Raw genomic sequence first — 21,836 nt, 5'->3', positions numbered from 1 at the left:
GGGGCCGAGTGGCCGAGAGTGGTGATCGGCGGCGGCTACGCCGGCGTCCGTCTCGCGAAGCGACTGGACACCACGGCCCGGGTCACACTGGTGGACCGCAAAGAGGTCTTCTTCCACCGCATCGCGTCCCTGCGTGCCGGGGTGCGCCGGGAGTGGTCGCACAGCCCGTTCATCCCGTACGACCGCCTGCTGCGCAACGGCCGCGTGGCCGTCGGCAAGGCCGTCCGCGTCGACACCACCGAGCGCCAGGTCGTCCTCGCGACGGGGGAGCGGCTCCCGTACGACGTCCTGGTGATCGCGACCGGCGCCGACTACCCCGAACCGGCCCGCTTCGCCGGCACCACCGCCGAGGAAGCCGCCAAGGCCTTCGCCACGCACCAGCAGCACATCGCCGCCGCCGAACACGTCCTGATCGTCGGCGGCGGCCCCTCCGGCGTCGAGCTCAGCGCCGAGATCCGCCTCGCCCGGCCGGACGCCCGGGTCACGCTCGCCCACTCCGGGCCCGAACTGCTGCACGCCACGGGCAGCGTGCGGGCCGGCCGCAAGGCGCGCGGCTGGCTGGAGGCGCACGACGTCGACGTGTGGCTGGACGCCTTCATGTCCCCCGGCAACGACTTCGGCACCTACCGCGACGCCCGCGGCAACGTCATCGAGGCCGACCGCTCCTTCTGGGCGACCGGCACCACGCCCAACACGCTCTGGCTGCGGCTGGCCGGGCACGGCGACTGGCTGAACGCATCCGGCCATGTGAAGGTCGACCAGGCCCTGCGGGTCCAGGGCTGGCTGGACGTGTTCGCGGTCGGCGACGTCAACGACGCCACCGAGGTCAAGATCACCCCGGCCGCGCTCGCCCAGGCCGACCTGGCCGCCCACAACATCCGCACCTACCTGAACAGCGCCGGGAAGCACCGCAAGGAGCCCCGGTTCTACCGGCCGATCCACCGCACGCCGCTCATCGTCCCGTTCGGCCCCGCCGACGGCGTGACGATGCTGCCGGTGCCGGGCGGCGAGACCGCGGTCCTCGGCGGCCGTACCACCACGCTGGCCAAGGCCAAGAACCACATGACGCCCTACATGAGGCGCCGGCTCGGCTACACCGCGGCGTAGGCGCTCCGCTGGGTGGGCCGGCGGGGTTGTGGTCGGCCTGGGGTGCGTCGGTCGACCGCGGCGCCGTCGCGGCTGGTCGCGCAGTTCCCCGCGCCCCTTCGGGGCGCGCGGTCGAAACCCTGCCAGGCGGGTACTCGGGGCCTTCACCGAGCCCCGGCCGGACCGGGTGGGGAACGGAGGCGTGATGACGAACCGGGAGAACACGGCGCCCGCTCGACAGCCCGGATTTCCCGAGCTGCGCCCGGTCGGGGACAGCCCGGCCGGGGCGGCCTCGCGGGAACCGCGCCCGCTGAACAGCCAGGAACTGCCCCGGGACCGCAGCCAGGCGATCCTGGAGGCCGCCAAGCAGGTCGGCGCGCTGCTGAAACGCCACGGGCACACCTTCGCCCTGGCCGGCAGCGTGGCCGTGTACGCCCACGGCGGGAGCGGACACCTCCAGCACGACGCCGACTTCTGCGTGCTCCGCTCCGACGCCGAAGCGGTGGCCGGCACACTGGCCGAAGCCGGACTCACGGTCCGTATGCCGCCGGAGGACTGGCTGATGAAGACCACGTGCCTCGGCCAGGAGGTCGACCTCCTCTTCGAGATGGCCCACCGCCCCGTCACCACCGACATCCTGGCCCGGGCACAGGAGATCCCCGTCGACTCGGTGCTCATGCCCGTACTGGCGCCCACCGATCTCATGCGCGGGCTGATCCAGGCGTTCTCCGAGCACTACTGCGACTTCGGGCCGGTGCTCGCCGCGGCCCGGGCCCTGCGCGAGAAGGTCGACTGGGAGGACGTACGACGCTCCTGCGGGGACGAGCCGATGCCCGCCGCGTTCCTCTTCCTCCTGGAGCGGCTGAACGTGATCTCCGCACGGGAGGAGCAGCGATGAGCGGCCCCGGCACCCGGCCCGCCCAGGGCGCGGGCGGCGCGCGGAACCTGGACTACCTCGTCGCCCACCTCACCGACCACCTGGCCGCCGGGCCCCTCGGTGAGCTGGGCGTGCGGATCGAGATCCGGGGCGAGGCGATCCTGCTGACCGGCACCGTGCCGTCCGCCCAGTGCCGCGACGACGTCCTGCGCAGCGCCCGCGCGGAGCTGCTGGGACACCCCGTCCACTGCGACCTCGTGGTCGCGGACAACGCGGCGCCCGACCATGCCGAGGAGGTCGAATGATCCGCATCGCGGCCGTCGGGGACATCCACTTGGGCCCGGAGAGCCAGGGCGTGCTCCGTCCCTCGTTCGAGACCCTGCACGAGAGCGCCGACGTCCTGCTGCTCGCCGGGGACCTCACCCGGCACGGCACCGTCGAGGAGGCCCAGGTCGTCGCACGGGAGATCAAGGACCTCGCGGTCCCCGTGGTCGCGGTCCTCGGCAACCACGACCACCACGCCGACTGCCCCGACGACGTCACCGCCGTCCTCCAGGACGCGGGCGCACGGGTCCTCGAAGGCCAGGCCACCGTGGTGGACAACGGCGGCACGCGCATCGGAGTGGCCGGCACCAAGGGCTTCGGCGGCGGGTTCGTGGGCCGCTGCGCCGGCGAGTTCGGCGAGCCGATCATGCGGGAGTTCGTCCGGTACTCACGCCACCGGGCCGACACCCTGCGGGCCTCGCTGGAGGAACTCCGGGACCAGGACTGCGACGTACGCGTCGCCCTCACCCACTTCTCCCCGGTGCCGGACACCCTGGCCGGCGAACCCCCCGAGATCTACCCGTTCCTCGGCAGCTACCTGCTGGCCGAGGCCATCGACTCGGCGGGCGCCGACCTCGCCGTCCACGGCCACGCCCACCTCGGCACCGAGCACGGCATGACCAGCGGCGGAGTGAAGGTCCGCAACGTCGCCCAGCCGGTGATCGGCCGGGCGTTCCACGTCTACCACCTGGCGCGCTGAACCACCCCTCCCGGTGTGGGCGCGGTGTGGGCGAAGCCACGCTGTTCGCGACGCCGGAGGCATGTCGGCCGGACGGGTCGCCGGGCTACCGTTTGAGGGATTCCGTGCCCGCCAGTACCTCGGACGGCCCCGCAGTGCTCGCAGATCTCTCCCCGCTCATCGCGGCGACCACCCAATGGCTCACGCGTTCCTACCCGGCGTGCGGCGGCGCGCTCGCCGCCGCGCTGGGCGAGGTACAGGCCCGGCAGGCCGTCACGGTCGCGGCCTGGCTGCGCTACCCGACGCCGACGGACGCCGCACTGGTCCAGATGGCCGGGCCGGGCGGCTCGGCCGCGCTGGACTGGATCACCGGCGCGGACGCGACCGCGCACGACGAGACGGACGACTTCGCCTGGCGCACGTGGGTGGACGAGGTGGTGGCCAGCTGGGCGGCCTGTCTGCTCACCGACGACGGACTGGCCCGGCTGGCGGTCGCCGCGGTCGCCGCGGTCGCCGACGGCGGCCATGCGACCGGTGTGCCGGTCCCGTTCCGCCGACTGGTGTCGCCCGACACCCGGGACCGCCAGGCGGCGGCCCTCCTGCGTCACCCGGACCTCCTCGCCCCCGTGGCCGGCCTGCACCGCCCCGCACTCCACGAACGCCTCGACCCGGGCCGGGCGCTCATCGCCTGAGCCCTGCCCGGCTCCGGGTCCCGGGGGCCGTACCCCGACCGAGGGTCAGTCCTCCTTGCCGCGTCCCGTCAGCGCGTCCCGCAGACGGTCGACGAGGCCGGCGCCCGGCGCCAGCAGCTTGTTGGCCGGCGGCTTGTCCGGGGCGGACGGGTGCGGGCGGGTCGGCGCCAGCTTCTTCGCCTGACGCACCTTGTCACCCAGGGTGTCGAGCGCCTCCGGGGGACAGGCGGCGCGCAGATTGGGGAAGAGGTTCTGCTCCTCGTCGGCGATGTGCGAGCGGACCTCCGTCATCAGCATCCCGATCAGCCGGTCGAACTCGGCGTCGCCGGCGTCGCAGCCCTCCAGGTCCTTCATGATCTGCTCGGCCTTGGAGTGGTCCTCGATCTCCCGGTCGGCGATGGCGTCCCCGCCGGCCACGTGTTCCCGGACGGCCGGGTACAGGTACATCTCCTCGGCCACCGAGTGCCGCACCAGCTCCATCGTGACCTGGTCGGCGACCAGCTTGCGGTCCTTGTCGCCGTACGGAAGCGCCTCGATCCGGCCGAACATCTCCTCCACCTCGCGGTGATCGGTCACCAGCTCGTCGATGACGTTCCCACCATGACCCATGGTCTCCACCTCCAGAACGGGGCGGCGGCCCGGACGGACCCGCCGCGGCCCCCGAGTGCCCGGACGCGACGGGCTCACACGAGGGGGGACGCAAACCCCGGCTCCTACGGCGGCCGCGACACCGGCGACGAGGCGATCCCGATGTCTGTGCCGCGCTGTCCCTCCGGCTCGGCCGCAGCCCCAGCGAGGTCCCCCACCACCTGGTCCGAGGCGCGCTGGTCCGACAGGGCGCCCACCTGCGCCTGGAGCCGCGGGGCCCGGTGCCGCAGCGGCCCTGACGGCGACGCCCCGAGTGCCGGCGCGGGGCGTGTGCCGCCTAGGGTGCGGACATGACGTCGCAGGCATATCTCTCCGAACTGTTCTCGCTGGAAGGCCGGGTCGCCGTGGTGACCGGTGGCAGCTCCGGCATCGGCCGCGCCATCACCGAGGCCCTCGCCCGCGCGGGCGCGAGCGTCGTGGTCGTGGCCCGCCGGGAGGCGGAACTGGCCGCCACGGTCGGGGAGTTGGCGGCCCAGGGCGGCCGAGCGGCCTGGGTCGGCGCCGATCTCGGCACACGGGACGGCGTGCGGGCGGCGGCCGAGGGGGCCGTCAAGGCGTTCGGTGAGCCTGACATCCTCGTCAACTGCGCGGGGATCAACCTGCGGCCGCCGATCGGTGAACTGGGCGAGGACGTCTGGGACACCACGATGGCCGTGAACCTGGAGGCCCCCCATCTGCTGGGGCAGCGGTTCGGGCCCGGGATGGCCGAGCGGGGCTTCGGGCGGATCATCCACATCACCTCCCAGCAGGCGCACCGGGCGTTCGTCCAGAGCGGCGCCTACGGCGTGTCCAAGGGCGCGCTGGAGTCGCTGGCCCGCTCGCAGGCCGAGGCATGGTCGCCGTACGGCGTCACCTGCAACACGCTCGTGCCGGGCTTCGTCATGACGCCCCTCAACACCCGTCTGTCGTCCGACCCCGAGAAGGTCGCGGCGCTCGCCGCCCGCACGATGATCGGGCGCAACGGCCTGGCCGAGGACTTCGCCGGCGCTGCGGTGTTCCTCGCGAGCCGGGCCTCCGCCTACGTCACCGGGCAGTCGATCTTCGTGGACGGCGGTTTCTCGGTGCACTGACCCGGCGGGCGGATCCTCCGTCCGGTCCGTCAGCGCAGGTCGAGCCGCATCAGGATCCGGGGGTGGCCGGCCAGCACGGAGGTCGTGTCGGCGGCGTGGACGAAGCCCGCCCGTTCGAAGTTCTTCCGGATCCCGGCGTAGGCCATCGTCAGGTCGACCCGGGCGTCCCCGTTGTCCAGGGGGTACGCCTCGACAGCCGGGGCGCCCCGGTCGCGGGCGAAGTCCACCGCGCCGGCGATGAGGGCGTGCGTGATGCCCTGCTTGCGGTGGCCCGGGCGGACGCGGACGCACCACAGCGACCACACCGGCAGGTCGTCGACGTGCGGGATCTTGCGGTTGCGCGCGAAGGACGTGGCCGCACGCGGCGCCACGGCGGCCCAGCCGACCGGTTCGTCACCGTCGTAGGCGATCACCCCCGGAGGGGGATCGGCACGGCACAGCTCGGCCACGTACGCACCGCGGGCCGGCCCCTGGAGCTCCTTGTTGACCTTCGACGGGACCCGATAGCTCAGACACCAACACACGTTGGCGGTGGGCGACTTCGGGCCGACCACCGCACGGACGTCCTCGAAGACCGAAGCCGGGCGAACCTCTATGACCATGGCACCACCCTGGCACGGGGATCAGGCCGTGGCGTGGAACGCCTGGAGCGTCTCGGCGGCCCGGGACTCGGGGACCGGGCCGTAGTCCTCGTACCACTCGCCGACCGTGTGGAGGGACTGCGGCTGTTCGAGGCAGACGAGGTCGTCGCACTCGGGGCGGAGCGCTGTCGTGGTCCGGGGGCTGCCGACGGGCACGGCGAGGATCAGACGGGCCGGGCCGTGGCGGTGCAGGAAGCGGAGCGCCGCCGTGGCGGTGAGGCCGGTGGTCAGACCGTCGTCGACCAGGACGACCGTGCGGGCGGTGATGGAGGGGAGCGGGCGGTGGCCGCGGTAGGCACACTCGCGGCGGTGCAGCTCGCCCCGTTCGCGGGCGACCACGTCGCCGAGCCGGTCCTCGGACAGATGCATCATGGTCAGGCTCTGCCGGTCGTACAGCGGCGGATCGTCGGCGACGATCGCCCCGATCGTCGTCTCCGGTCGGATCGGCGTGGAGATCTCGCTCGCGACCAGCACGTCCAGCGGAGCGCGCAGTGCACGGGCCACCTCGGCGGCGACGGGCACCCCACCGGGCGGCAGGGCCAGCACGAGCACATTGACCAGGTCACCGGAGTCGGCCCACTCGACCAGCCGCAGGGCGAGCTCCTGCCCGGCGTGAGTACGGTCACGGAATGCCACGGCGCGCTCCTCCCTCGAAGATCGGCGCAGGCGCCGAGTTCCCGGCGGGCGGACGACGAAACGGGGCACGGCAGCGACGGCGAAGGGTTCCCGCAGGCCGGTCCGGCGTCGCGTGTGGCCCGCGTCCGGGTGGGTACTGCGGCGCGCATGACCGACATCGAACTCAAGAGCTCCGCGTTCCACGACCACGAGATGATCCCGCGTCGGCACGCCTGGGAGGGCGAGAACCTCTCACCGCCCCTGACCTGGTCCAAAGTGCCCGACGAGACGGTGGAGCTGGCCCTGTTGTGCGAGGACCCGGACGCGCCGTCGGGGACGTTCGTCCACTGGCTGGTCACCGGCATCGACCCGCATGCGGAGGGGCTGCCCGCCGGCCGGACGACCCCGGGCAGTCACCCGCACACCAACGGCTTCGGGGAATCCGGGTGGGGCGGACCGCTGCCCCCGGTCGGCGACGACGCGCACCGGTACTTCTTCCGCCTGTACGCCCTCCCCGGCCCCGTCTCCATCCCGGAGGCGCCCACGGCCGTCGAAGCCCACCGGGTGCTCGACGGGCAGCAGCTGGCCAGCGGAACCCTCGTCGGCCTCTACCAGCGCTGAGCGCCGGTTACCCACGCTGAACGCCGGTCCGGGCCCGTTCGCCCGGTGCGCCGGGCTGCGTTCCGGCCGCGCAGAGCGCATGGTGGTGTCATGAGCACGCGTCCCCCCGTGGTGGTGCTGCCTCCGGCGTCGGACGGCGGGCGTCAGGTGACGATCCGCGGCGAGCCGACCGGCACCGCATACAACCTGTTCGACGTGATGGACCTGGTGCACCGCGCGGGCCTGCCCGGCAAGGACCGGGCCGTCGACGACCCCGAACTGATCGAGTGGCGCGGCGGCGGACCCTACGACTGGAACGCCCCGGAACCGCCCGATACGCCGAACGAGTGAACGCGCACGGCTCGAACCGGACGGCACCACCACCCCGCGGGGGACACCGGTAGAGCCGTTCAGTACGACCGCAGACCCGCCGCCCGGTCCGGGTCCGGGTTGAACTCCGCGTGGTAGCTCTCCGGCGGCGCCAGATAGGCGGCCGGCAGCCCGCCGGTGTCGATGACGAGCTGGTCCACGGCGATGCCCGGGTCGACCATGAAGATCCGCAGGACATGCTCACCGGGCTCGTCCACCGTCACCCTGGCCGTCAGCTTCTCGACGCCGTCCTCCACGTTGCGCGCCCAGGCGTCGCCCCGGTTGCCGGTGGCGACGGACTGGCCCGTGAGGACGGTGGCGGGCTGTTCGTCGAGCGCGACGGCCAGCCGACGGTGGCCGCGCTCGTCGAGGGATGGCAGCCGGAAGACGGTGACCGGGAAGGTGCCGGCGCCGTCGAAGCGCACCCGGTACCGCAACTCCGGCGCCCTCGTGGCGAAGTCGGCGGTCACCGGGGCCGCCGTCGTCGGCACCGCCTCCAGAGCGCCCGTACGCCGGCCCAGCCCGCGCACCTCACGCCAGGAGGCCCCGCCGCGCGCCACCCGGCGCTCGGTGTGCACGGCGTCGATCGAGACGTACCCGTGGGCCGCCACGAAACCACGCGCCCGCCGACGCGCCCGCTCACCGTCGTTGACCACCCGCAACGGCACCTCGATCCGCTGCCCGGCCCCACTGACGGCCACCGTGGCGTCGTCGTACGTCCCCTCGGGGACCCGCGCCCAGTCGATGTCCACCCACACCCGCGTCTGCTCGGTGAGAGAGCCGCCCGCCGAGCTCAGCAGCACCCACGGGTGGCTCGCCTCGGCCGACCAGTCCAGCGGCAGGAAACCGGTGTTGAAGACGTCGAGGAAGCGTCGGTCGCGGGTGTAGGAGGAGAAGGAAAGCGGGCGGCTGGCCCCGGTCTCGTTGCCCTCGGCCGCCACGCCCAGACCCGAGGTCTCCTGCCGGGCGACCCGTGTGACGGCGGGGCGGCCCGGCGCCTTCGGGATCTGGGAGGGGTAGGGGTTGACGATCCCGTCCCACTTCCCGCCCGCCACCTGGGTGTTGTACCGCTTGGTGAGCGCCGTCTCCTCGGTGTGGGCCGCCTCGGCCAGGTCGGCGAAGCGGTTCGTCCCGGCCCCGCGTCCCTGCCTCACCGCGAGCGCGTTGCGGTCCGCCCAGTAGTGCTTCAGGTTCATCAAGTACGCCCCGTGCACCGGGTATTCGACCAGCTCGAAGAAGGCGTCCCGGTACTGCTCGGGCACCTTGGCCCCCACCGCCCGGACCCGCGCGAGCAGCCGCTCGTACGCGGCCATGCGGCGGCCCGCCTCGTCGCCGTGGTGGATCACGGAGAACACGCCGGGGTCGATGAACTCCGGGCGCCGCTCCGCCGCGAGCCGGTAGTACTCGGTGCGGATCGCGGCGATCTCCCGGCCGTACCGCCGGCCGAACTGCCGCCCCGACCACTCGGCCAGGAAGTCGCCCACGTCCTCGGCGCCCCACCGGTCCACGTCCCAGGCCATGTCCATGCTGAACGACAGACCGGTCTCGATCGACTTGACGTCACCGACGTTGAAGATCCACATCCGGTCGACGCCGTGCTCGTACACCCGCCGCAACTCCTGCCAGACCTTGGCCAGTTGGGTGGTTTCCAGCCACAGATAGCTTTTCGGGCGGCCCCAGTAGGACAGGTGGTAGTAGATGCCGTTGCCGCCGGCCCGGGCCCGCTCGGCGTCGTCCGGAAGCTGGCGCATGTTGCCGTGGTTGTCGTCCGGCCAGATCAGCGTGATGTCGTCGGGGACCTGGACGCCCGCGTTGTACAGCTCCAGGACCTCCTTGTACGGGATGAAGATCTGCGGCTCGGCCGCCGCCCCGACCTCCTCGGCGAGGATGCGGCGCTGGTCGGCGATGATGTCGTTCATCACCGCGACCTTCTCCGGGATCGTCGTGGCGTACTTCGTCTCCAGCGCGCTGTCGTGCAGCCCGCGCATCCCGATCGTCCAGCTGCTCTCGTACGACGCGTTCTGTTTCGCCCGGGCTCTCCAGTAGTCGGAGATGACGGCCGGGTTCACCGTGTAGTCGTACACCGGCAGGGTGCCGTCCGCGCCCCGGTGCTCCTCGGCCCACGGCTCCCACTCGTGGACGCCGTTGCGCAGCAGGGCCTCGGGGTGGCTGGAGCCGACGACGATGCCGTAGCGGTCGGCGAGTTCGGGGTTCTCGCGGTGCTTGTTGAAGAAGTCGGAGTACGGATGCATCGCCGGCCACAGGTAGTTGGCCTTGAGACGGAGCAGCAGCTCGAAGACGCGCTTGTACGTCTCGGGGCCGATGTTCTTGTCCGGCTCCTGGGTGCGGTGCGACCAAGTGGTCAGGTTCTGCTCGTCGTTGATGAAGACGCCCCGGTAGCGCACCGACGGCTCGTACCGTTTGAGCGGCCCCGCGGGCACCGTCACGGTCTCCCGCCGGGGCACGGGGACGTCGGCCCACCAGTACCAGGGGGAGACCCCGATGCGCTCCGAGGTGTCGTAGACGCTGTAGACCGTGCCGCGCCGGTCGCTGCCCGCGATCACCAGGGCCCGCTGGACGCCGGGCAGCGGCCGCTCGACGACCTGGGTCACGGAAGCCTCCCAGCGCCCCTTCACCCGCGAGACGTCCAGCCGCCCCTGGGCGACGAGCCGGTCGACGACCGGACTGGCGCCCAGCGTGCCCACGAGCACGAGACCCGCCGCTGCCGTATCCGGCAGCGTGTGCCGCAGCGCCGGCCGGACCCCGCTGACCCGTTCGACGTCCGCCTGGAGGTCGCCGGCCGCTCGGATCACGGCGGGGTCGTCGGCCGCGTCGACGTAGAGCTCGACGGCGGCGCCGCCCCGGACCAGCGGGAAGTCGGGCCGGTCCGACGCGGCCCGGGCGGCCGGGGGGAGGACGCCGGGGAGCAGCGGGGCGGCTCCGACGGCGGCCATCCCGCGCAGGAAGGACTTCCGGGTCCAGGGGCGGGACGGGAGGGGGAGGGGGTGGGGGGTGTCGTGATGCGGCACGTGACGCTTCCTTTCCGCGCATGACTGAGGGCGTGGTGCGAGGGAACGACGTGAGCGTGCGTGCGTTGGCATGTGCAGGCTAGAAAGCGCTTGCCGTGCCTGCCGTCCGGAACCCTAAGCCAGTCTCGTCCGAGCGGTCCAGACCCCTGGGGCGTCGGGGTCCGTACGGGCCCTGTGGGGTGTCCGGTACCGGTGGGTGGGGTACGCGGCGACGGACGGAAGGGGAGACCCATGCAGTTCCGTGACCGCAGGCAGGCCGGGCGGGAGCTGGCGCAACAGCTGCGCGTCCGGCAGGAGAAGGGCACCCTTCCGCATCCCGTGGTCCTCGCGCTGCCCCGGGGCGGTGTCGCCGTCGCCCGGGAGATCGCGCGGACGTTGGAGGCCCCGCTGGACGTGCTCGTCGTACGCAAGATCGGGGCGCCGTTCCACGAGGAGTTCGGGGTGGGGGCGCTCGCGGGCGACGGCCCGCCGCTGTTCGACGAGCAGACGCTGTACCGACTGGGGCTGACCGAGGCCGACCTGGCGCCGGTGGTGGAGCGGGAGCGCAAGGAGCTGCGGCGGCGCGAGGAGCGCTATCGGCAGGGCCGGCCGGCTCCGCGACTGCGCGACCGTACGGCCGTGGTCGTCGACGACGGCGTCGCCACCGGCTCGACCGCACGTGTCGCCCTGCGGGCCGTACGCGACCAGGGGCCCGAGCGTCTGGTCCTGGCCGTACCGGTGTGCGCACCGGAGGCGGCCGGGGAACTGCGGCGCCTGGTCGACGAGTTCGTCTGTCTGCACGTGCCGAGGCTGTTCAGCGCGGTGGGGGAGTGGTACGAGGACTTCGGCCAGCTGACGGATGCCGATGTCCTGGAGGCGCTGCGGGGTGAGGAAGGGGTGCGCTGAGGACTGGTTCACGGGGCGGCGCGGGCGGCGGACTTCCGCAGCGCGAGCGTGCCGTCCGGGTCCAGGATGAGGTGGGCGCCGTGGCTGACACGGTCGAGCGTCGTGCGCAGCCAGGTCCGGTCCTCGGGCGGGGCGGGCTCCAGGCGCATACGGCGGGCGATCAGGGGCACCATGCGCAGCTCGGTGAGTTCGCCCGTGTCCGCCGCCAGCGTCACGAAGTAGGCGACGCGGAGGTCGTCCCGGTAGCGCTCGTAGCCGGGGATGCCCTCGTAGTCGTCGATGAAGTCGCCGCAGCCGTGCAGGATCAGCCGGTCCCGGTGGATCTCGACGGGGCGGGGGTGGTGCGAGGAGTGGCCGTGGACCACGTCGGCGCCGCCGTCCACCAGGGCGTGCGCGAAGCGGCGCTGGTCACGGGGGACGAGGTAGCCCCAGTTCGAGCCCCAGTGCACGGACACGACCACGAGGTCGCCGGACCGCTTCACCTGCCGTATGCGCCGGACCACGGCTGCGGCCGTGGCGGGCGTCAGCTCGGGCAGGTAGGCGACACCGGGCAGATCCGCCGTCGCCGCCCAGCCCGCGGGGACGCCGCTGGTACCGGCCCCGAGGGCGAACACGAGCACGCGGCCGCCGTGCGGGAGCGGCAGCGCCACGGGAGCGTACGCCTCCTCGGCGTCGCGCCCCGCGCCCGCCGTCCGCAGACCCGCTCCGTGCAGCACGTCGAGCGTCTCCGCCAGGCCTGCCACGCCGAAGTCCCGCACATGGTTGTTGGCCAGAACGCAGACATCGGGCCGGGCCACCCCGAGGGCGGGCAGATTGGCCGGATGCATGCGGTAGTGGACCGCCTTGCCGGGCTCGAACGCGTCGCTGCGCGTGATGGACGTCTCCAGATTGACGATCCGCTCGTCCGGGCCGGCCGACTCCAGCAACGGCAACGCCTCGCCCCACGGCCAGGACGGGTCGACGGGCGCCGGGATCGGGCCGCTTACCGCCTCCGCCATGCTCACGTACGACCGGGCGTCCGTGACGTACCCCTCGCGCAGCTCCGGCTCCCCGGGCCGGGCCAGGATCTGGTCGACGCCGCGTCCGAGCATCACATCACCGCAGACGAACAGCGTGACCGTGCCGCCGTTCATGCCTCCACCGTACGGGTGCTCGGGGGCCGGGGCGGCTGGGGGTGGTTCGTGGCTGGTCGCGCAGTTCCCCGCGCCCCTAAGAGGTACGTGCACCGGACGCGCCTCCAGGGGGCGCGGGGAACTGCGCGACCAGCCCCCACTGACCCGCGGTCGCCCACAAACCCCCGACCCGGTACGTCGTGTCCCGCGCGGGTACCCCGCACCTGCGACGCCGGGTGTCCGAGCGTGCTCGCCTAGGTGCGGGAGGCCGTCATGGAACTGGTCCAGGAAGCTTCCCACCGCTTCCGTATCGACCCGCACGGTCCCATGCGGGTGCCGGGCGTGGTGTTCGCGTCGCGGACGCTGTTGAGGGACGCCGAGAAATCGCTGGAGCAGGTGGTCAACGTGGCCACGCTGCCGGGCATCGTCGGTGCCTCGTACGCCATGCCCGACATCCACTGGGGCTACGGCTTCCCCATCGGCGGCGTCGCCGCGACCGATGTGGCCGACGGCGGGGTCGTCTCGCCCGGCGGTGTCGGCTTCGACATCTCCTGCGGTGTCCGCCTGCTCACCGCCGACATCGACCGGGACGGGCTGGCGTCGGCGCTGCCCGTCGTGATGGACGGCCTGGACCGGGCGATCCCGCGGGGCGCCGGCCCCGGAGGGGTGTGGCATCTGACCGGCCCCGGGCAGCTGGAGCGGATCCTGCTGGGCGGCTCCCGGTACGCGGTGGGGGAGGGGCATGGCGAGGAGCGCGACCTGACGCGCTGCGAGGACGGCGGGGCGGTCGCCGACGCCGACGTGGACCAGGTGAGCGCGCGGGCCCGGGAGCGCGGGCTCGCACAGGTCGGGAGCCTCGGCTCGGCCAACCACTTCCTGGAGGTGCAGCGCGTCGACGAGGTGTACGACGAGCAGGCCGCGGCCGCGTTCGGGATCGCCGTCGGCCAGGTGTGCGTGATGATCCACTGTGGCTCCCGCGGCCTCGGCCACCAGATCTGCACCGACCACGTCCGGCTGATGGACCGCGCGATGGCCCGCTACGGCATCAAGGTCCCCGACCGCCAGCTGGCCTGCACCCCGGTCGACTCACCCGAGGGGCAGCGGTACCTCGGCGCGATGGCGGCCGCCGCCAACTACGGCCGGGCCAACCGCCAGCTGCTGTCCGACGCGGCCCGCATCGTCTTCCGGCGTGCCACGGGAGCCCGGCTGTCCCTGGTGTACGACGTCTCCCACAACCTCGCCAAGATCGAGCCCCACCCGGTCGCCGGAGCACGCCGCACACTCTGCGTCCACCGCAAGGGCGCGACCCGCGCCTTCCCGCCCGGCCATCCGGACCTGCCCGGCGATCTGCGCGACGTCGGCCAGCCGGTGCTGATCCCGGGCACGATGGGCACCGCGTCGTACGTCCTGGTCGGCGTGGCGGACGGGGACGCCTTCCACTCCACCTGCCACGGCGCGGGCCGCGTCCTCAGCCGTCACCGGGCCGCCCGTGCCGTGGGCGGCCGGGAAGTGCGGGCCCGGCTGGAGTCGGCGGGCATCGCGGTCCGTCCGCGTTCGCTGCGCGGCCTGTCGGAGGAGATGCCCGAGGCGTACAAGGACGTGAGCGAGGTCGTGGCCGCGAGCGAGGGCGCCGGCCTGTGCCGGACGGTGGCCCGCCTGGTGCCGTTGGGGGTGGTGAAGGGCTGAGCGGCGGCCGGGAGGTCGCCTCACACGTCCACGGTCACCGCACACGACCACCCGTACGAGTCCGGCCCGATGTGCAGCCCGTGCCACGAGACGCCCTTCGGGGTGGCGCCGGTGACCTCCACGTCCCCCAGCTCCGCGAGCGCGAGCCGTACGTCGAGGTCACCGTCGGTGGTGTCGGCCTCCAGGTCGACGGGCACGCGGCCGTCCACGTCAAGGCGGAAGACCACCTCGTCGAGAAGTGCGGTCAGCAGTTCCTCGTCGCTGTTCTCGGCGAGCCGCACCCGCTCCATCGAGGTGGGCCGGACCGCCGTGACGTCGGCGAAGCACTCCACCATGCCGAGCGCGGCCTCCACCAGACAGCGCTCCCGGCTCGCGCCCCACGCCTCGATCCGCACGTCGGCCGTGTGCGGCACCGCCCGGTGGCCGCTGCCGCCGTTGCGCCGGGTCTGGATGTCGTCGTCCGGGTCGCCGACCATCGGCATCACCTGATCCGCTCGTGCCGTGCGCGCTGTCGGTCCGGCCACGGCCTGCCGTGGCGGTGGTGCGTCGCACCGTTCCTCGCCAGGACCAGCCCCAGGCAGAAGACGAGCGCCAGGGCGAGGCCCGAGCAGAAGACGGCCAGTGTGTTCATGGCCGCGAGGTCCTGGCCGAGCACCGAGACGGAGTACTCGGGGCCGCCGGACAGGTTGTCGGCGATGACCAGACCGGTGAAGACGCCGCTGGCCGCGAGGAGGAGTAGTCCGAGGAACAGCATCCGAGTCATCTCCCCAGGAGGGTGCTACACGCCTACGGGTACCCGCGAGACGCCTACGGGTACCCGCGAGCGGCCATCGCGTATCGCCGGCGCCGAAGGAGGGCGCGGGTGAATCCGGCGGCGCAGCCCCATTGACCTTGACCAACCATGAACATAATCTCCGTCCTCATATGTAGACGTCGTCTTCATGTGAGGACCCCGTTCAGCGGGGTGAACGTAAGCGGCCCGCCGTTCAAAGGAGAACCGAATGCCGCTCGTGGTGGTCGGGATCAGTGTTCTGGTCCTGCTCGTTCTGATGACCAGGCTCAAACTGAACGGCTTCGCCGCCCTGCTCCTGGTGGCGGTGGGCGTCGGCCTGGTTCAGGGCATCGGGCTCGAGAAGATCCCGGACGTACTCGCCGAGGGCATCGGCGACCAGATCGGCGACACCATGCTCACCATCGGGCTCGGCGCCATGGTCGGCCGGGTGATGGGGGACTCCGGCGCCGCCCAGCGGATAGCGGGGAAGCTCCTGGAGGTGTGCGGCCCTCGCTGGGTCCAGGTCGCCATGGTGCTGACGGCCATGCTCATCGGCGTGACGATGTTCTACGAGGTGGCCTTCGTCATCATCGTGCCGATCGCCTTCACCCTCGTCCGGGTCACCCGGGCGAACCTGCTGTGGGTCGGGCTGCCGATGTCGATCGCCCTGTCCACCATGCACAGCTTCCTGCCGCCGCACCCCGGCCCCACGGCGGTGGCCGCCACCTTCCACGCCTCCGTCGGACTCACCCTGTTCTACGGCCTGTTCATCGCCGTCCCGGTCGGCGCGTTCATCGCCCTGCTGTGGCCGCGCCTGCCCTTCGTCCGGGCGATGAACCCCTCCATCCCCAAGGGCCTGGTGAGCGAGCGGGTCTTCGAGGACGACGAGATGCCCGGCCTCGGCTGGTCGCTGTCCGTCGCGCTGCTGCCCGTCGTCCTGATCGCCGGCGCCGCCGTGACGGATCTGGCCGCCTCCGGCGACAGCGGCCCGCTCCACTTCGTCGCCTTCATCGGCTCCGCACCGATCGCCCTGCTGCTCACCCTGCTCGTGGCGATCTGGGCGTTCGGCCCGCGCATCGGCCGCGGCCTCGCCGAGGTCAGCGCCTCCTGCAAGGAGGCCGCCCAGGCGATGGCGATGATCCTGCTCGTCATCGGCGCGGGCGGCGCCTTCAAGAACGTCCTCGTCGAGGGCGGCATATCCGACTACATCAAGGACGTCACCGACGGCTGGTCGATCTCCCCGATCGTCCTGGCCTGGCTGATCGCGGCCATCCTGCGCGTCGCCCTCGGCTCGGCCACCGTCGCCGTCGTCACCGCCTCCGGCGTCGCCCTGCCCCTGCTCGCGGGCAGCGGCGTCCACCCCGAGGTGATGGTGCTCGCCGTCTCCTGCGGCTCCATCGCCTTCTCCCACGTCAACGACCCGGGCTTCTGGATGTTCAAGGAGTACTTCAACCTGTCCGTCCTCGACGCGATCAAGGCACGCACCACGTACACGACGGTGCTCGCGATCCTCGGCCTCGGTGGCGTACTGGTCCTGGAACAGGTCCTCGACGCCCTCAGCATCTGACCCCCTCACGAGAACGGCCCCGCCTGCCATGAGCCAACCCGTCGTCACCCGCTTCTCCGTGTACCCGGTCGCCGGCCGCGACTCGATGCTCCTCAACCTCTCCGGCGCCCACGCCCCCTGCTTCACCCGCAACGTCGTCGTCCTGGAGGACTCCGAGGGCCGTACAGGGCTCGGCGAGGTCCCCGGCGGGGAGAAGATCACGCGGACCCTGCGCGACGCCGAGTCACTGGTCGTCGGCGCGCGGGTGGGCGACTACAAGCGCGTCCTGCGTGCGATCGGGGCGAACTTCGCCGACCGGGACTCGGGCGGTCGCGGCGCCCAGACCTTCGACCTGCGGACCACGGTGCACGCCGTCACCGCCGTCGAGTCGGCGCTCCTCGACCTGCTCGGCCAGCACCTCGACGTCCCGGTCGCCGCCCTCCTCGGCGACGGCAAGCAGCGCGACTCGGTCCGGGTCCTCGGCTACCTCTTCTACGTCGGCGACCCGGACCGCACCGACCTGGACTACGTCCGCGACCCCGACGCCGCCGTCGACTGGTACCGCGTCCGGCACGAGGAGGCCCTGACCCCCGAGGCGATCGTCCGCCAGGCCGAGGCCACCTACGACCACTACGGCTTCCGTGACTTCAAGCTCAAGGGCGGGGTCCTGCCGGGCGCGGAGGAGGTCAAGGCCGTACGGGCGCTCAAGGAGCGCTTCCCGGAGGCGCGGATCACCCTCGACCCCAACGGCGCCTGGTCCCTGAGCGAGGCCGTCGAACTGTGCCGCCCCCTCGTCGGCACCCTCGCCTACGCCGAGGACCCCTGCGGGGCGGAGGGCGGCTACTCGGGCCGGGAGATCCTCGCGGAGTTCCGCCGGGCCACCGGACTGCCCACGGCCACGAACATGATCGCCACCGACTGGCGCCAGCTGACCCACGCCCTCGCCCTGCAGTCCGTGTCCATCCCGCTGGCCGACCCGCACTTCTGGACCCTGCAGGGCTCGGTACGCGTCGCCCAGCTGTGCCACGCCATGGGGCTGACCTGGGGCTGCCACTCCAACAACCACTTCGACATCTCCCTGGCGATGATGGCCCACTGCGGCGCGGCAGCGCCCGGCGAGTACAACGCCCTGGACACGCACTGGATCTGGCAGGAGGGACGCGAACGGCTCACCGTCGAACCCCCGAGGATCAGCGGCGGCGAGGTCGCCGTACCGGACACGCCCGGACTGGGAGTCCGCCTGGACCACGACCGGCTGCTCGCCGCGCACGAGCTGTACCGGGAGAAGGCACTGTCGGGCCGTGACGACGCCGCCGGCATGCGGTATCTGATCGACGGCTGGACCTTCGACGCGAAGCGGCCGTGTCTCGTGCGCTGAGCCGGCCGCCGCGGCAGGGCCGCCGTTCCGTGCACCCGCATCTGTCGTGAGGCCATGTACCGGGCAGGTGCACGTGTTCGAGAGCCGGGAGGGCGGGTCCTTCCGGGTCTCGCTCACCCATGACGAGCCGACCGCCACCGGGAAGTCGGCCGCGCACACCGGCACCTACCACGGTCGACGACCCCGCCCTGCGCGGCACGTCGTGCCCGCCGCGGACAACGAGACGGGCACCCGGACGGCGCTCGCCAACCTCGCCCGGCGGGTCGCGGCCGCGCCACGGTGACCTCGGGAAAGTGATCGGCAACCTCCGGGCGTCCGGCGGCGACTGAGGGGCGAGGAGGCCTCCCGACGCCTCCCCGAGCCCGAACGAGAGTCACCGTATGAGCACCGCCGCGAACCCGCGCAGCCACCGTAAGAGACCTGACCGCCGCCGCACGCCACTCGTCGCGGCCCTGGCCGCCACCCTGGTCGCCGGCACCGTACTCGTCGGCGGTCTGCTGGCGAGGACCGACCCGGGACCGGACCGGGCGGCGAAGGGCGACGCCTCGACCTTGCGAGGGGCGGGCAGCGCCTCCCCGTCGCCCTCCGACACGGTCACGTCCGCCTCCCCCTCGCCCGCGAAGTCGTCGGCGTCACCGTCCCCCGCGAAGGCGTCCGCCGCACCCCGCAAGAGTGCCACCGCACCCAGGAAGACGACCGCCCCCGCCCGCTCCTCGACCGGCTTCGCCGCATGGCCCGTTCCCGCCGCCGACCGCGCGGTCGCCGCCACCATCGAGGTCACCGGCACCTACGACGGCCGCCTCGGACGCTTCCACGGCTCCGGAGCCCTCGGCAGCGACGGCCAGGACGAGGACCAGGGCCCGCTCTTCGAACTCGCCGACGGGGCGACGCTGCAGAACGTGGTCCTGGGCGCGCCGGCCGCCGACGGTGTGCACTGTCTGGGCAGTTGCACCCTCAGGAACGTGTGGTGGGAGGACGTCGGCGAGGACGCCGCGACGTTCAAGGGCACGTCCGCGTCGGCGGCGTACCTCGTCCAGGGCGGGGGCGCGCGGCACGCGGACGACAAGGTCTTCCAGCACAACGGCGCCGGCACCGTCACCATCAGCGGCTTCCAGGTGGCGGACTTCGGCAAGCTGTACCGCTCGTGCGGCAACTGCGACACCCAGTACGAACGCCATGTCGTCATCAGCGACGTCCGGGTGACCGGACCGGGCACCGCCGTCGCCGGGATCAACGCCAACTACGGGGACACGGCGGCCCTCTCGGGCGTGACGATCACCGGGGACAGCGGCCGGGACATCGACGTGTGCGACCGCTTCGAGGGCAACGACAGCGGGGCCGAGCCCACCAGGACCGGCAGCGGTCCCGACGGCACCTACTGCCGCTACCGCGTGTCCGACATCACCTACCGCTGACGCCGTGCATTACGTGATCTTTGCCTGGGGTTCGCCGGGCGTATGAAAGCGCTCGCTTCCATGCGGATGTATGGACACCGAACTGCTGTCAGGGCTGCACGTCGACTACACCGACCAGGACGACCCCGTACTGATCCGGCCGGACGGCAGCCCCGTGGACACCTGGCGGGAGAACTACCCGTACGAGCAGCGCATGGAGCGCCCGGAGTACGAGTGGCACAAGCGGCTCCAGCAGATCGAACTGCTGAAGCTGCAGAGCTGGATCAAGGAGACCGGCCGCCGTCTCGTCGTCGTCTTCGAGGGGCGCGACGCGGCCGGCAAGGGCGGCACGATCAAACGCTTCACCGAGCACCTCAACCCGCGCGGCGCCCGGGTGGTGGCCCTGGAGAAGCCGACCGAGCGCGAGCGCGGACAGTGGTACTTCCAGCGGTACGTCGAGCATCTGCCGACCGCCGGGGAGATCGTGCTGTTCGACCGGTCCTGGTACAACCGGGCCGGTGTGGAACGCGTGATGGGCTTCTGCACCGACGACGAGTACCGGCGCTTCATGCGACAGGCCCCGGCCTTCGAACGGATGCTGGTGGACGACGGCGTCGACCTGATCAAGTTCTGGTTCTCGGTGTCCCAGGGCGAGCAGCGCACCCGCTTCACCATCCGCCAGGTGGACCCCGTACGGCAGTGGAAGCTCAGCCCCATGGACCTGGCCTCGCTGGACCGCTGGGAGGACTACACCGCCGCCAAGGTCGCCATGTTCCGCGAGACGGACACCGAGCACGCGCCCTGGACGGTGGTGAAGAGCAACGACAAGAAGCGCGCCCGCGTCGAGGCCATGCGCAGCGTGCTGGCCCGCTTCGACTACTCCGACAAGGACGAGGAGGTCGTCGGCGACCCCGACCCCCGGATCATCGGCGCCGCGGCGGGCCTGCTGGAGGCGGGGGAGGACGACGCCGAACTCGAACGCTAACCGCGCGGCAGCACCGTGACGCGACGGAAGTTGCACTCGTCCCCTGCCGTGCGCCCGGCAGGGGAGGGGCGGTTCTGATGGGCCTTGAGGGCGGCGCTGACCAGGCTCATCAGCAGATCGACGTCCGTGTCGCAGTCGAGGTGCACGGTCACCCAGTCCGAGCCGGGGACCAGCCGGATCGCCGTCGACTCCTGGAGATCGGCGTGGAAGCGGCCTATGGCCCCCGACGTCAGATGCAGGTCCACGTCACGGTCCGAGTGGAAGTGCACGATCTCGCTGTGGACGGAGCGCAGTGCCCGCCCTGCGCCGCAACTGGCCGAGCCCGAACTGAGGTCGGGCCAGACTTCCAGTTGTTCCATGGCGCGCTGGGCCAGTGTCATGTCCCCATAGTCACCCGATCATCGCTTCGCAACCAGAGGTTGAGCGATTCGTAACCGGGGCGTGAGGTACCTCTCGGCCACCCCGCGCCCCATCGGCTACTCCGGCGGCGTCGGGGTGTCGTGCGTGCGGTACATCGCCTGCACGTCCAGCTCCAGCTGGACCGTCGGCCCGACCACCGCGATGCCGCGCGCCAGCATGCTGCGCCAGTTCAGGGTGAAGTCCTCCCGGTGCAGCTCCGCCTTGGCCAGCGCCGCGCACCGCAGCTCCTCGCCGTAGCCGCCGTTGACCGACCCCAGGTAGGTGGTGTCCAGCTCCACCGAGCGGCTGACGCCGTGCATGGTGAGCGAACCGTGCAGCGTCCACTTGGCACCGCCCCGGTAGGCGAACCGCGTGCTGGCGAAGTCGATGTACGGGTAGCGCTCGACGTGCAGGAAGTCGGCGGAACGCAGGTGGTTGTCCCGGGTGTTGTTGCCCGTGGTGATGCTGGCCGCCTCGATGCGCACCGACACCTGGGACGCGGTCATGTCCTGCGCCACCCGGATGCCGCCCGTGAACCGCTCGAAGCGGCCGTGCACATGGGCCATGCCGACGTGCTTGGCGATGAACCGGATCGCCGTGTGCGGCGGGTCGAACAACCAGGTGCCGGGCGACGGCAGTTCCAGCTGCCGGGCCGACGTCAGCTGGACCCGGGCGGCGGGCTGCGGGGGACCGGCGACGACGTCCAGGGGCTCGCGGTGCGGGGTCAGCCCCTCGGCCGTGATCATGAGGCTGTAGCGGCCCGGCGGCAGCGCCGCGAAGAACAGGCCGTACGGGTCCGTCGTACCGGACGCGACGACCTCGTGCGAGTCCAGCGCGGTCACGGTCACGTCGGCGCCGCGCATCGGCAGCCCCACCGGATCCACGACCTCGCGGCCCACGACCCCCGCACCGGCCGGCACGGGCATCGGGGCGCCCGGCGCTCCTCGGGAGCGACGCCTCCTGAGCAGACCGAGGGGCATGCTGATCACCTTTCTTCCAGACGTGGGGGATGTGGGGGACGGGGGGGACGTGGGGGGGTGTTCGAGCGG

Annotated in this window: 24 protein-coding genes; 15 read left to right on the top strand and 9 right to left on the bottom strand. The window is 72.3% G+C overall.

What is annotated here, in order from left to right:
- Window positions 1–18: 18 nt before the first annotated feature.
- The 5 genes from AQJ67_RS00915 (at window position 19) to AQJ67_RS00895 (ending at window position 3,658) form a co-directional block, all read left to right on the top strand.
- Window positions 19–1,107 carry an NAD(P)/FAD-dependent oxidoreductase gene (locus tag AQJ67_RS00915; RefSeq protein WP_244190337.1) on the top strand — a complete coding sequence of 363 codons (1,089 nt, stop codon included), beginning with the start codon at window positions 19–21 and terminating at the stop codon, window positions 1,105–1,107.
- 184 nt (window positions 1,108–1,291) lie between these two features.
- Window positions 1,292–1,984, top strand: coding sequence for a hypothetical protein (locus AQJ67_RS00910; protein WP_062715956.1), 693 nt, complete (start codon window positions 1,292–1,294; stop codon window positions 1,982–1,984).
- On the top strand, window positions 1,981–2,268 hold the full coding sequence (locus AQJ67_RS00905) for a hypothetical protein (protein ID WP_062715955.1): 288 nt from the start codon (window positions 1,981–1,983) through the stop codon (window positions 2,266–2,268). The genes AQJ67_RS00910 and AQJ67_RS00905 overlap by 4 nt, the downstream gene beginning before the upstream one ends.
- A complete protein-coding gene (locus tag AQJ67_RS00900; RefSeq protein WP_062715954.1) occupies window positions 2,265–2,987 on the top strand; it encodes a metallophosphoesterase family protein in 723 nt (240 codons plus the stop codon). Before AQJ67_RS00905 ends, AQJ67_RS00900 begins: the two co-directional genes overlap by 4 nt.
- Window positions 2,988–3,121: 134 nt before the next feature.
- Window positions 3,122–3,658 (top strand): hypothetical protein, encoded by a 537-nt coding sequence (locus AQJ67_RS00895; RefSeq protein WP_062716739.1) that lies wholly within the window; start codon window positions 3,122–3,124, stop codon window positions 3,656–3,658.
- Window positions 3,659–3,703: 45 nt separating this feature from the next.
- Here AQJ67_RS00895 and AQJ67_RS00890 read toward each other — a convergent pair whose 3' ends face one another.
- The gene (locus AQJ67_RS00890; protein ID WP_062715953.1) at window positions 3,704–4,267 is read right to left on the bottom strand and encodes a hemerythrin domain-containing protein; all 564 of its coding nucleotides are present in this window, start codon (window positions 4,265–4,267) and stop codon (window positions 3,704–3,706) included.
- A gap of 329 nt (window positions 4,268–4,596) precedes the next feature.
- Here AQJ67_RS00890 and AQJ67_RS00885 point away from each other — a divergent pair, with 329 nt between their 5' ends.
- Window positions 4,597–5,376 (top strand): SDR family NAD(P)-dependent oxidoreductase, encoded by a 780-nt coding sequence (locus tag AQJ67_RS00885; RefSeq protein WP_062715952.1) that lies wholly within the window; start codon window positions 4,597–4,599, stop codon window positions 5,374–5,376.
- Between the two features lie 29 nt (window positions 5,377–5,405).
- On the opposite strand, the gene AQJ67_RS00880 is transcribed toward AQJ67_RS00885, so the two are convergent.
- Complete coding sequence (locus AQJ67_RS00880) at window positions 5,406–5,978, bottom strand: GNAT family N-acetyltransferase (protein WP_062715951.1); 573 nt, start codon at window positions 5,976–5,978, stop codon at window positions 5,406–5,408.
- 21 nt (window positions 5,979–5,999) lie between these two features.
- Entirely contained in the window at window positions 6,000–6,653 is a 654-nt protein-coding gene (locus tag AQJ67_RS00875) for a phosphoribosyltransferase (protein ID WP_062715950.1), read from the bottom strand.
- Window positions 6,654–6,800: 147 nt separating this feature from the next.
- On the opposite strand from AQJ67_RS00875, the gene AQJ67_RS00870 reads away from it, so the two are divergent.
- Window positions 6,801–7,253, top strand: a complete 453-nt coding sequence (locus AQJ67_RS00870) for a YbhB/YbcL family Raf kinase inhibitor-like protein (RefSeq protein ID WP_062715949.1) — start codon at window positions 6,801–6,803, stop codon at window positions 7,251–7,253.
- A 90-nt stretch (window positions 7,254–7,343) separates the two neighbouring features.
- A complete protein-coding gene (locus AQJ67_RS00865) occupies window positions 7,344–7,583 on the top strand; it encodes a hypothetical protein (protein ID WP_062715948.1) in 240 nt (79 codons plus the stop codon).
- Between the two features lie 59 nt (window positions 7,584–7,642).
- Here AQJ67_RS00865 and AQJ67_RS00860 read toward each other — a convergent pair whose 3' ends face one another.
- Entirely contained in the window at window positions 7,643–10,555 is a 2,913-nt protein-coding gene (locus tag AQJ67_RS00860) for a glycosyl hydrolase 115 family protein (protein ID WP_107122779.1), read from the bottom strand.
- 306 nt (window positions 10,556–10,861) lie between these two features.
- Here AQJ67_RS00860 and AQJ67_RS00855 point away from each other — a divergent pair, with 306 nt between their 5' ends.
- Window positions 10,862–11,515 carry a phosphoribosyltransferase gene (locus AQJ67_RS00855; protein ID WP_062715946.1) on the top strand — a complete coding sequence of 218 codons (654 nt, stop codon included), beginning with the start codon at window positions 10,862–10,864 and terminating at the stop codon, window positions 11,513–11,515.
- An 8-nt stretch (window positions 11,516–11,523) separates the two neighbouring features.
- Here AQJ67_RS00855 and AQJ67_RS00850 read toward each other — a convergent pair whose 3' ends face one another.
- Window positions 11,524–12,648, bottom strand: coding sequence for a CapA family protein (locus tag AQJ67_RS00850; RefSeq protein WP_062715945.1), 1,125 nt, complete (start codon window positions 12,646–12,648; stop codon window positions 11,524–11,526).
- Between the two features lie 252 nt (window positions 12,649–12,900).
- Between AQJ67_RS00850 and AQJ67_RS00845 the strand changes: the two genes are divergently transcribed.
- On the top strand, window positions 12,901–14,313 hold the full coding sequence (locus AQJ67_RS00845) for an RtcB family protein (protein WP_062715944.1): 1,413 nt from the start codon (window positions 12,901–12,903) through the stop codon (window positions 14,311–14,313).
- 20 nt (window positions 14,314–14,333) lie between these two features.
- On the opposite strand, the gene AQJ67_RS00840 is transcribed toward AQJ67_RS00845, so the two are convergent.
- Both AQJ67_RS00840 and AQJ67_RS00835 read right to left on the bottom strand, forming a co-directional pair.
- Window positions 14,334–14,789 (bottom strand): archease, encoded by a 456-nt coding sequence (locus AQJ67_RS00840; RefSeq protein WP_062716738.1) that lies wholly within the window; start codon window positions 14,787–14,789, stop codon window positions 14,334–14,336.
- A gap of 5 nt (window positions 14,790–14,794) precedes the next feature.
- Complete coding sequence (locus AQJ67_RS00835) at window positions 14,795–15,067, bottom strand: hypothetical protein (protein ID WP_062715943.1); 273 nt, start codon at window positions 15,065–15,067, stop codon at window positions 14,795–14,797.
- Between the two features lie 247 nt (window positions 15,068–15,314).
- Between AQJ67_RS00835 and AQJ67_RS00830 the strand changes: the two genes are divergently transcribed.
- The 5 genes from AQJ67_RS00830 to ppk2 all read left to right on the top strand — a co-directional run bounded on the left by AQJ67_RS00830 (window position 15,315) and on the right by ppk2 (window position 20,388).
- Window positions 15,315–16,652 (top strand): gluconate:H+ symporter, encoded by a 1,338-nt coding sequence (locus tag AQJ67_RS00830; protein WP_062715942.1) that lies wholly within the window; start codon window positions 15,315–15,317, stop codon window positions 16,650–16,652.
- A 28-nt stretch (window positions 16,653–16,680) separates the two neighbouring features.
- Complete coding sequence (locus tag AQJ67_RS00825) at window positions 16,681–18,009, top strand: enolase C-terminal domain-like protein (RefSeq protein ID WP_062715941.1); 1,329 nt, start codon at window positions 16,681–16,683, stop codon at window positions 18,007–18,009.
- Between the two features lie 73 nt (window positions 18,010–18,082).
- Complete coding sequence (locus AQJ67_RS00820) at window positions 18,083–18,292, top strand: SRPBCC family protein (RefSeq protein ID WP_208614879.1); 210 nt, start codon at window positions 18,083–18,085, stop codon at window positions 18,290–18,292.
- A gap of 268 nt (window positions 18,293–18,560) precedes the next feature.
- A complete protein-coding gene (locus AQJ67_RS00815; protein ID WP_425264135.1) occupies window positions 18,561–19,424 on the top strand; it encodes a pectate lyase in 864 nt (287 codons plus the stop codon).
- Between the two features lie 70 nt (window positions 19,425–19,494).
- Complete coding sequence (gene ppk2, locus AQJ67_RS00810) at window positions 19,495–20,388, top strand: polyphosphate kinase 2 (protein WP_062715938.1); 894 nt, start codon at window positions 19,495–19,497, stop codon at window positions 20,386–20,388.
- On the opposite strand, the gene AQJ67_RS00805 is transcribed toward ppk2, so the two are convergent.
- Both AQJ67_RS00805 and AQJ67_RS00800 read right to left on the bottom strand, forming a co-directional pair.
- Complete coding sequence (locus AQJ67_RS00805) at window positions 20,385–20,768, bottom strand: luciferase domain-containing protein (RefSeq protein ID WP_062715937.1); 384 nt, start codon at window positions 20,766–20,768, stop codon at window positions 20,385–20,387. The genes ppk2 and AQJ67_RS00805 overlap by 4 nt on opposite strands.
- 96 nt (window positions 20,769–20,864) lie before the next feature.
- A complete protein-coding gene (locus tag AQJ67_RS00800; RefSeq protein ID WP_062716737.1) occupies window positions 20,865–21,767 on the bottom strand; it encodes a YceI family protein in 903 nt (300 codons plus the stop codon).
- Window positions 21,768–21,836 lie beyond the last annotated feature (69 nt).

The organism is Streptomyces caeruleatus (assembly GCF_001514235.1).
Taxonomy (GTDB): Bacteria; Actinomycetota; Actinomycetes; order Streptomycetales; family Streptomycetaceae; genus Streptomyces; species Streptomyces caeruleatus.
The sequence above is the reverse complement of the archived record's forward strand: the minus strand, read 5'-3'. Positions and strand labels throughout refer to the sequence as shown.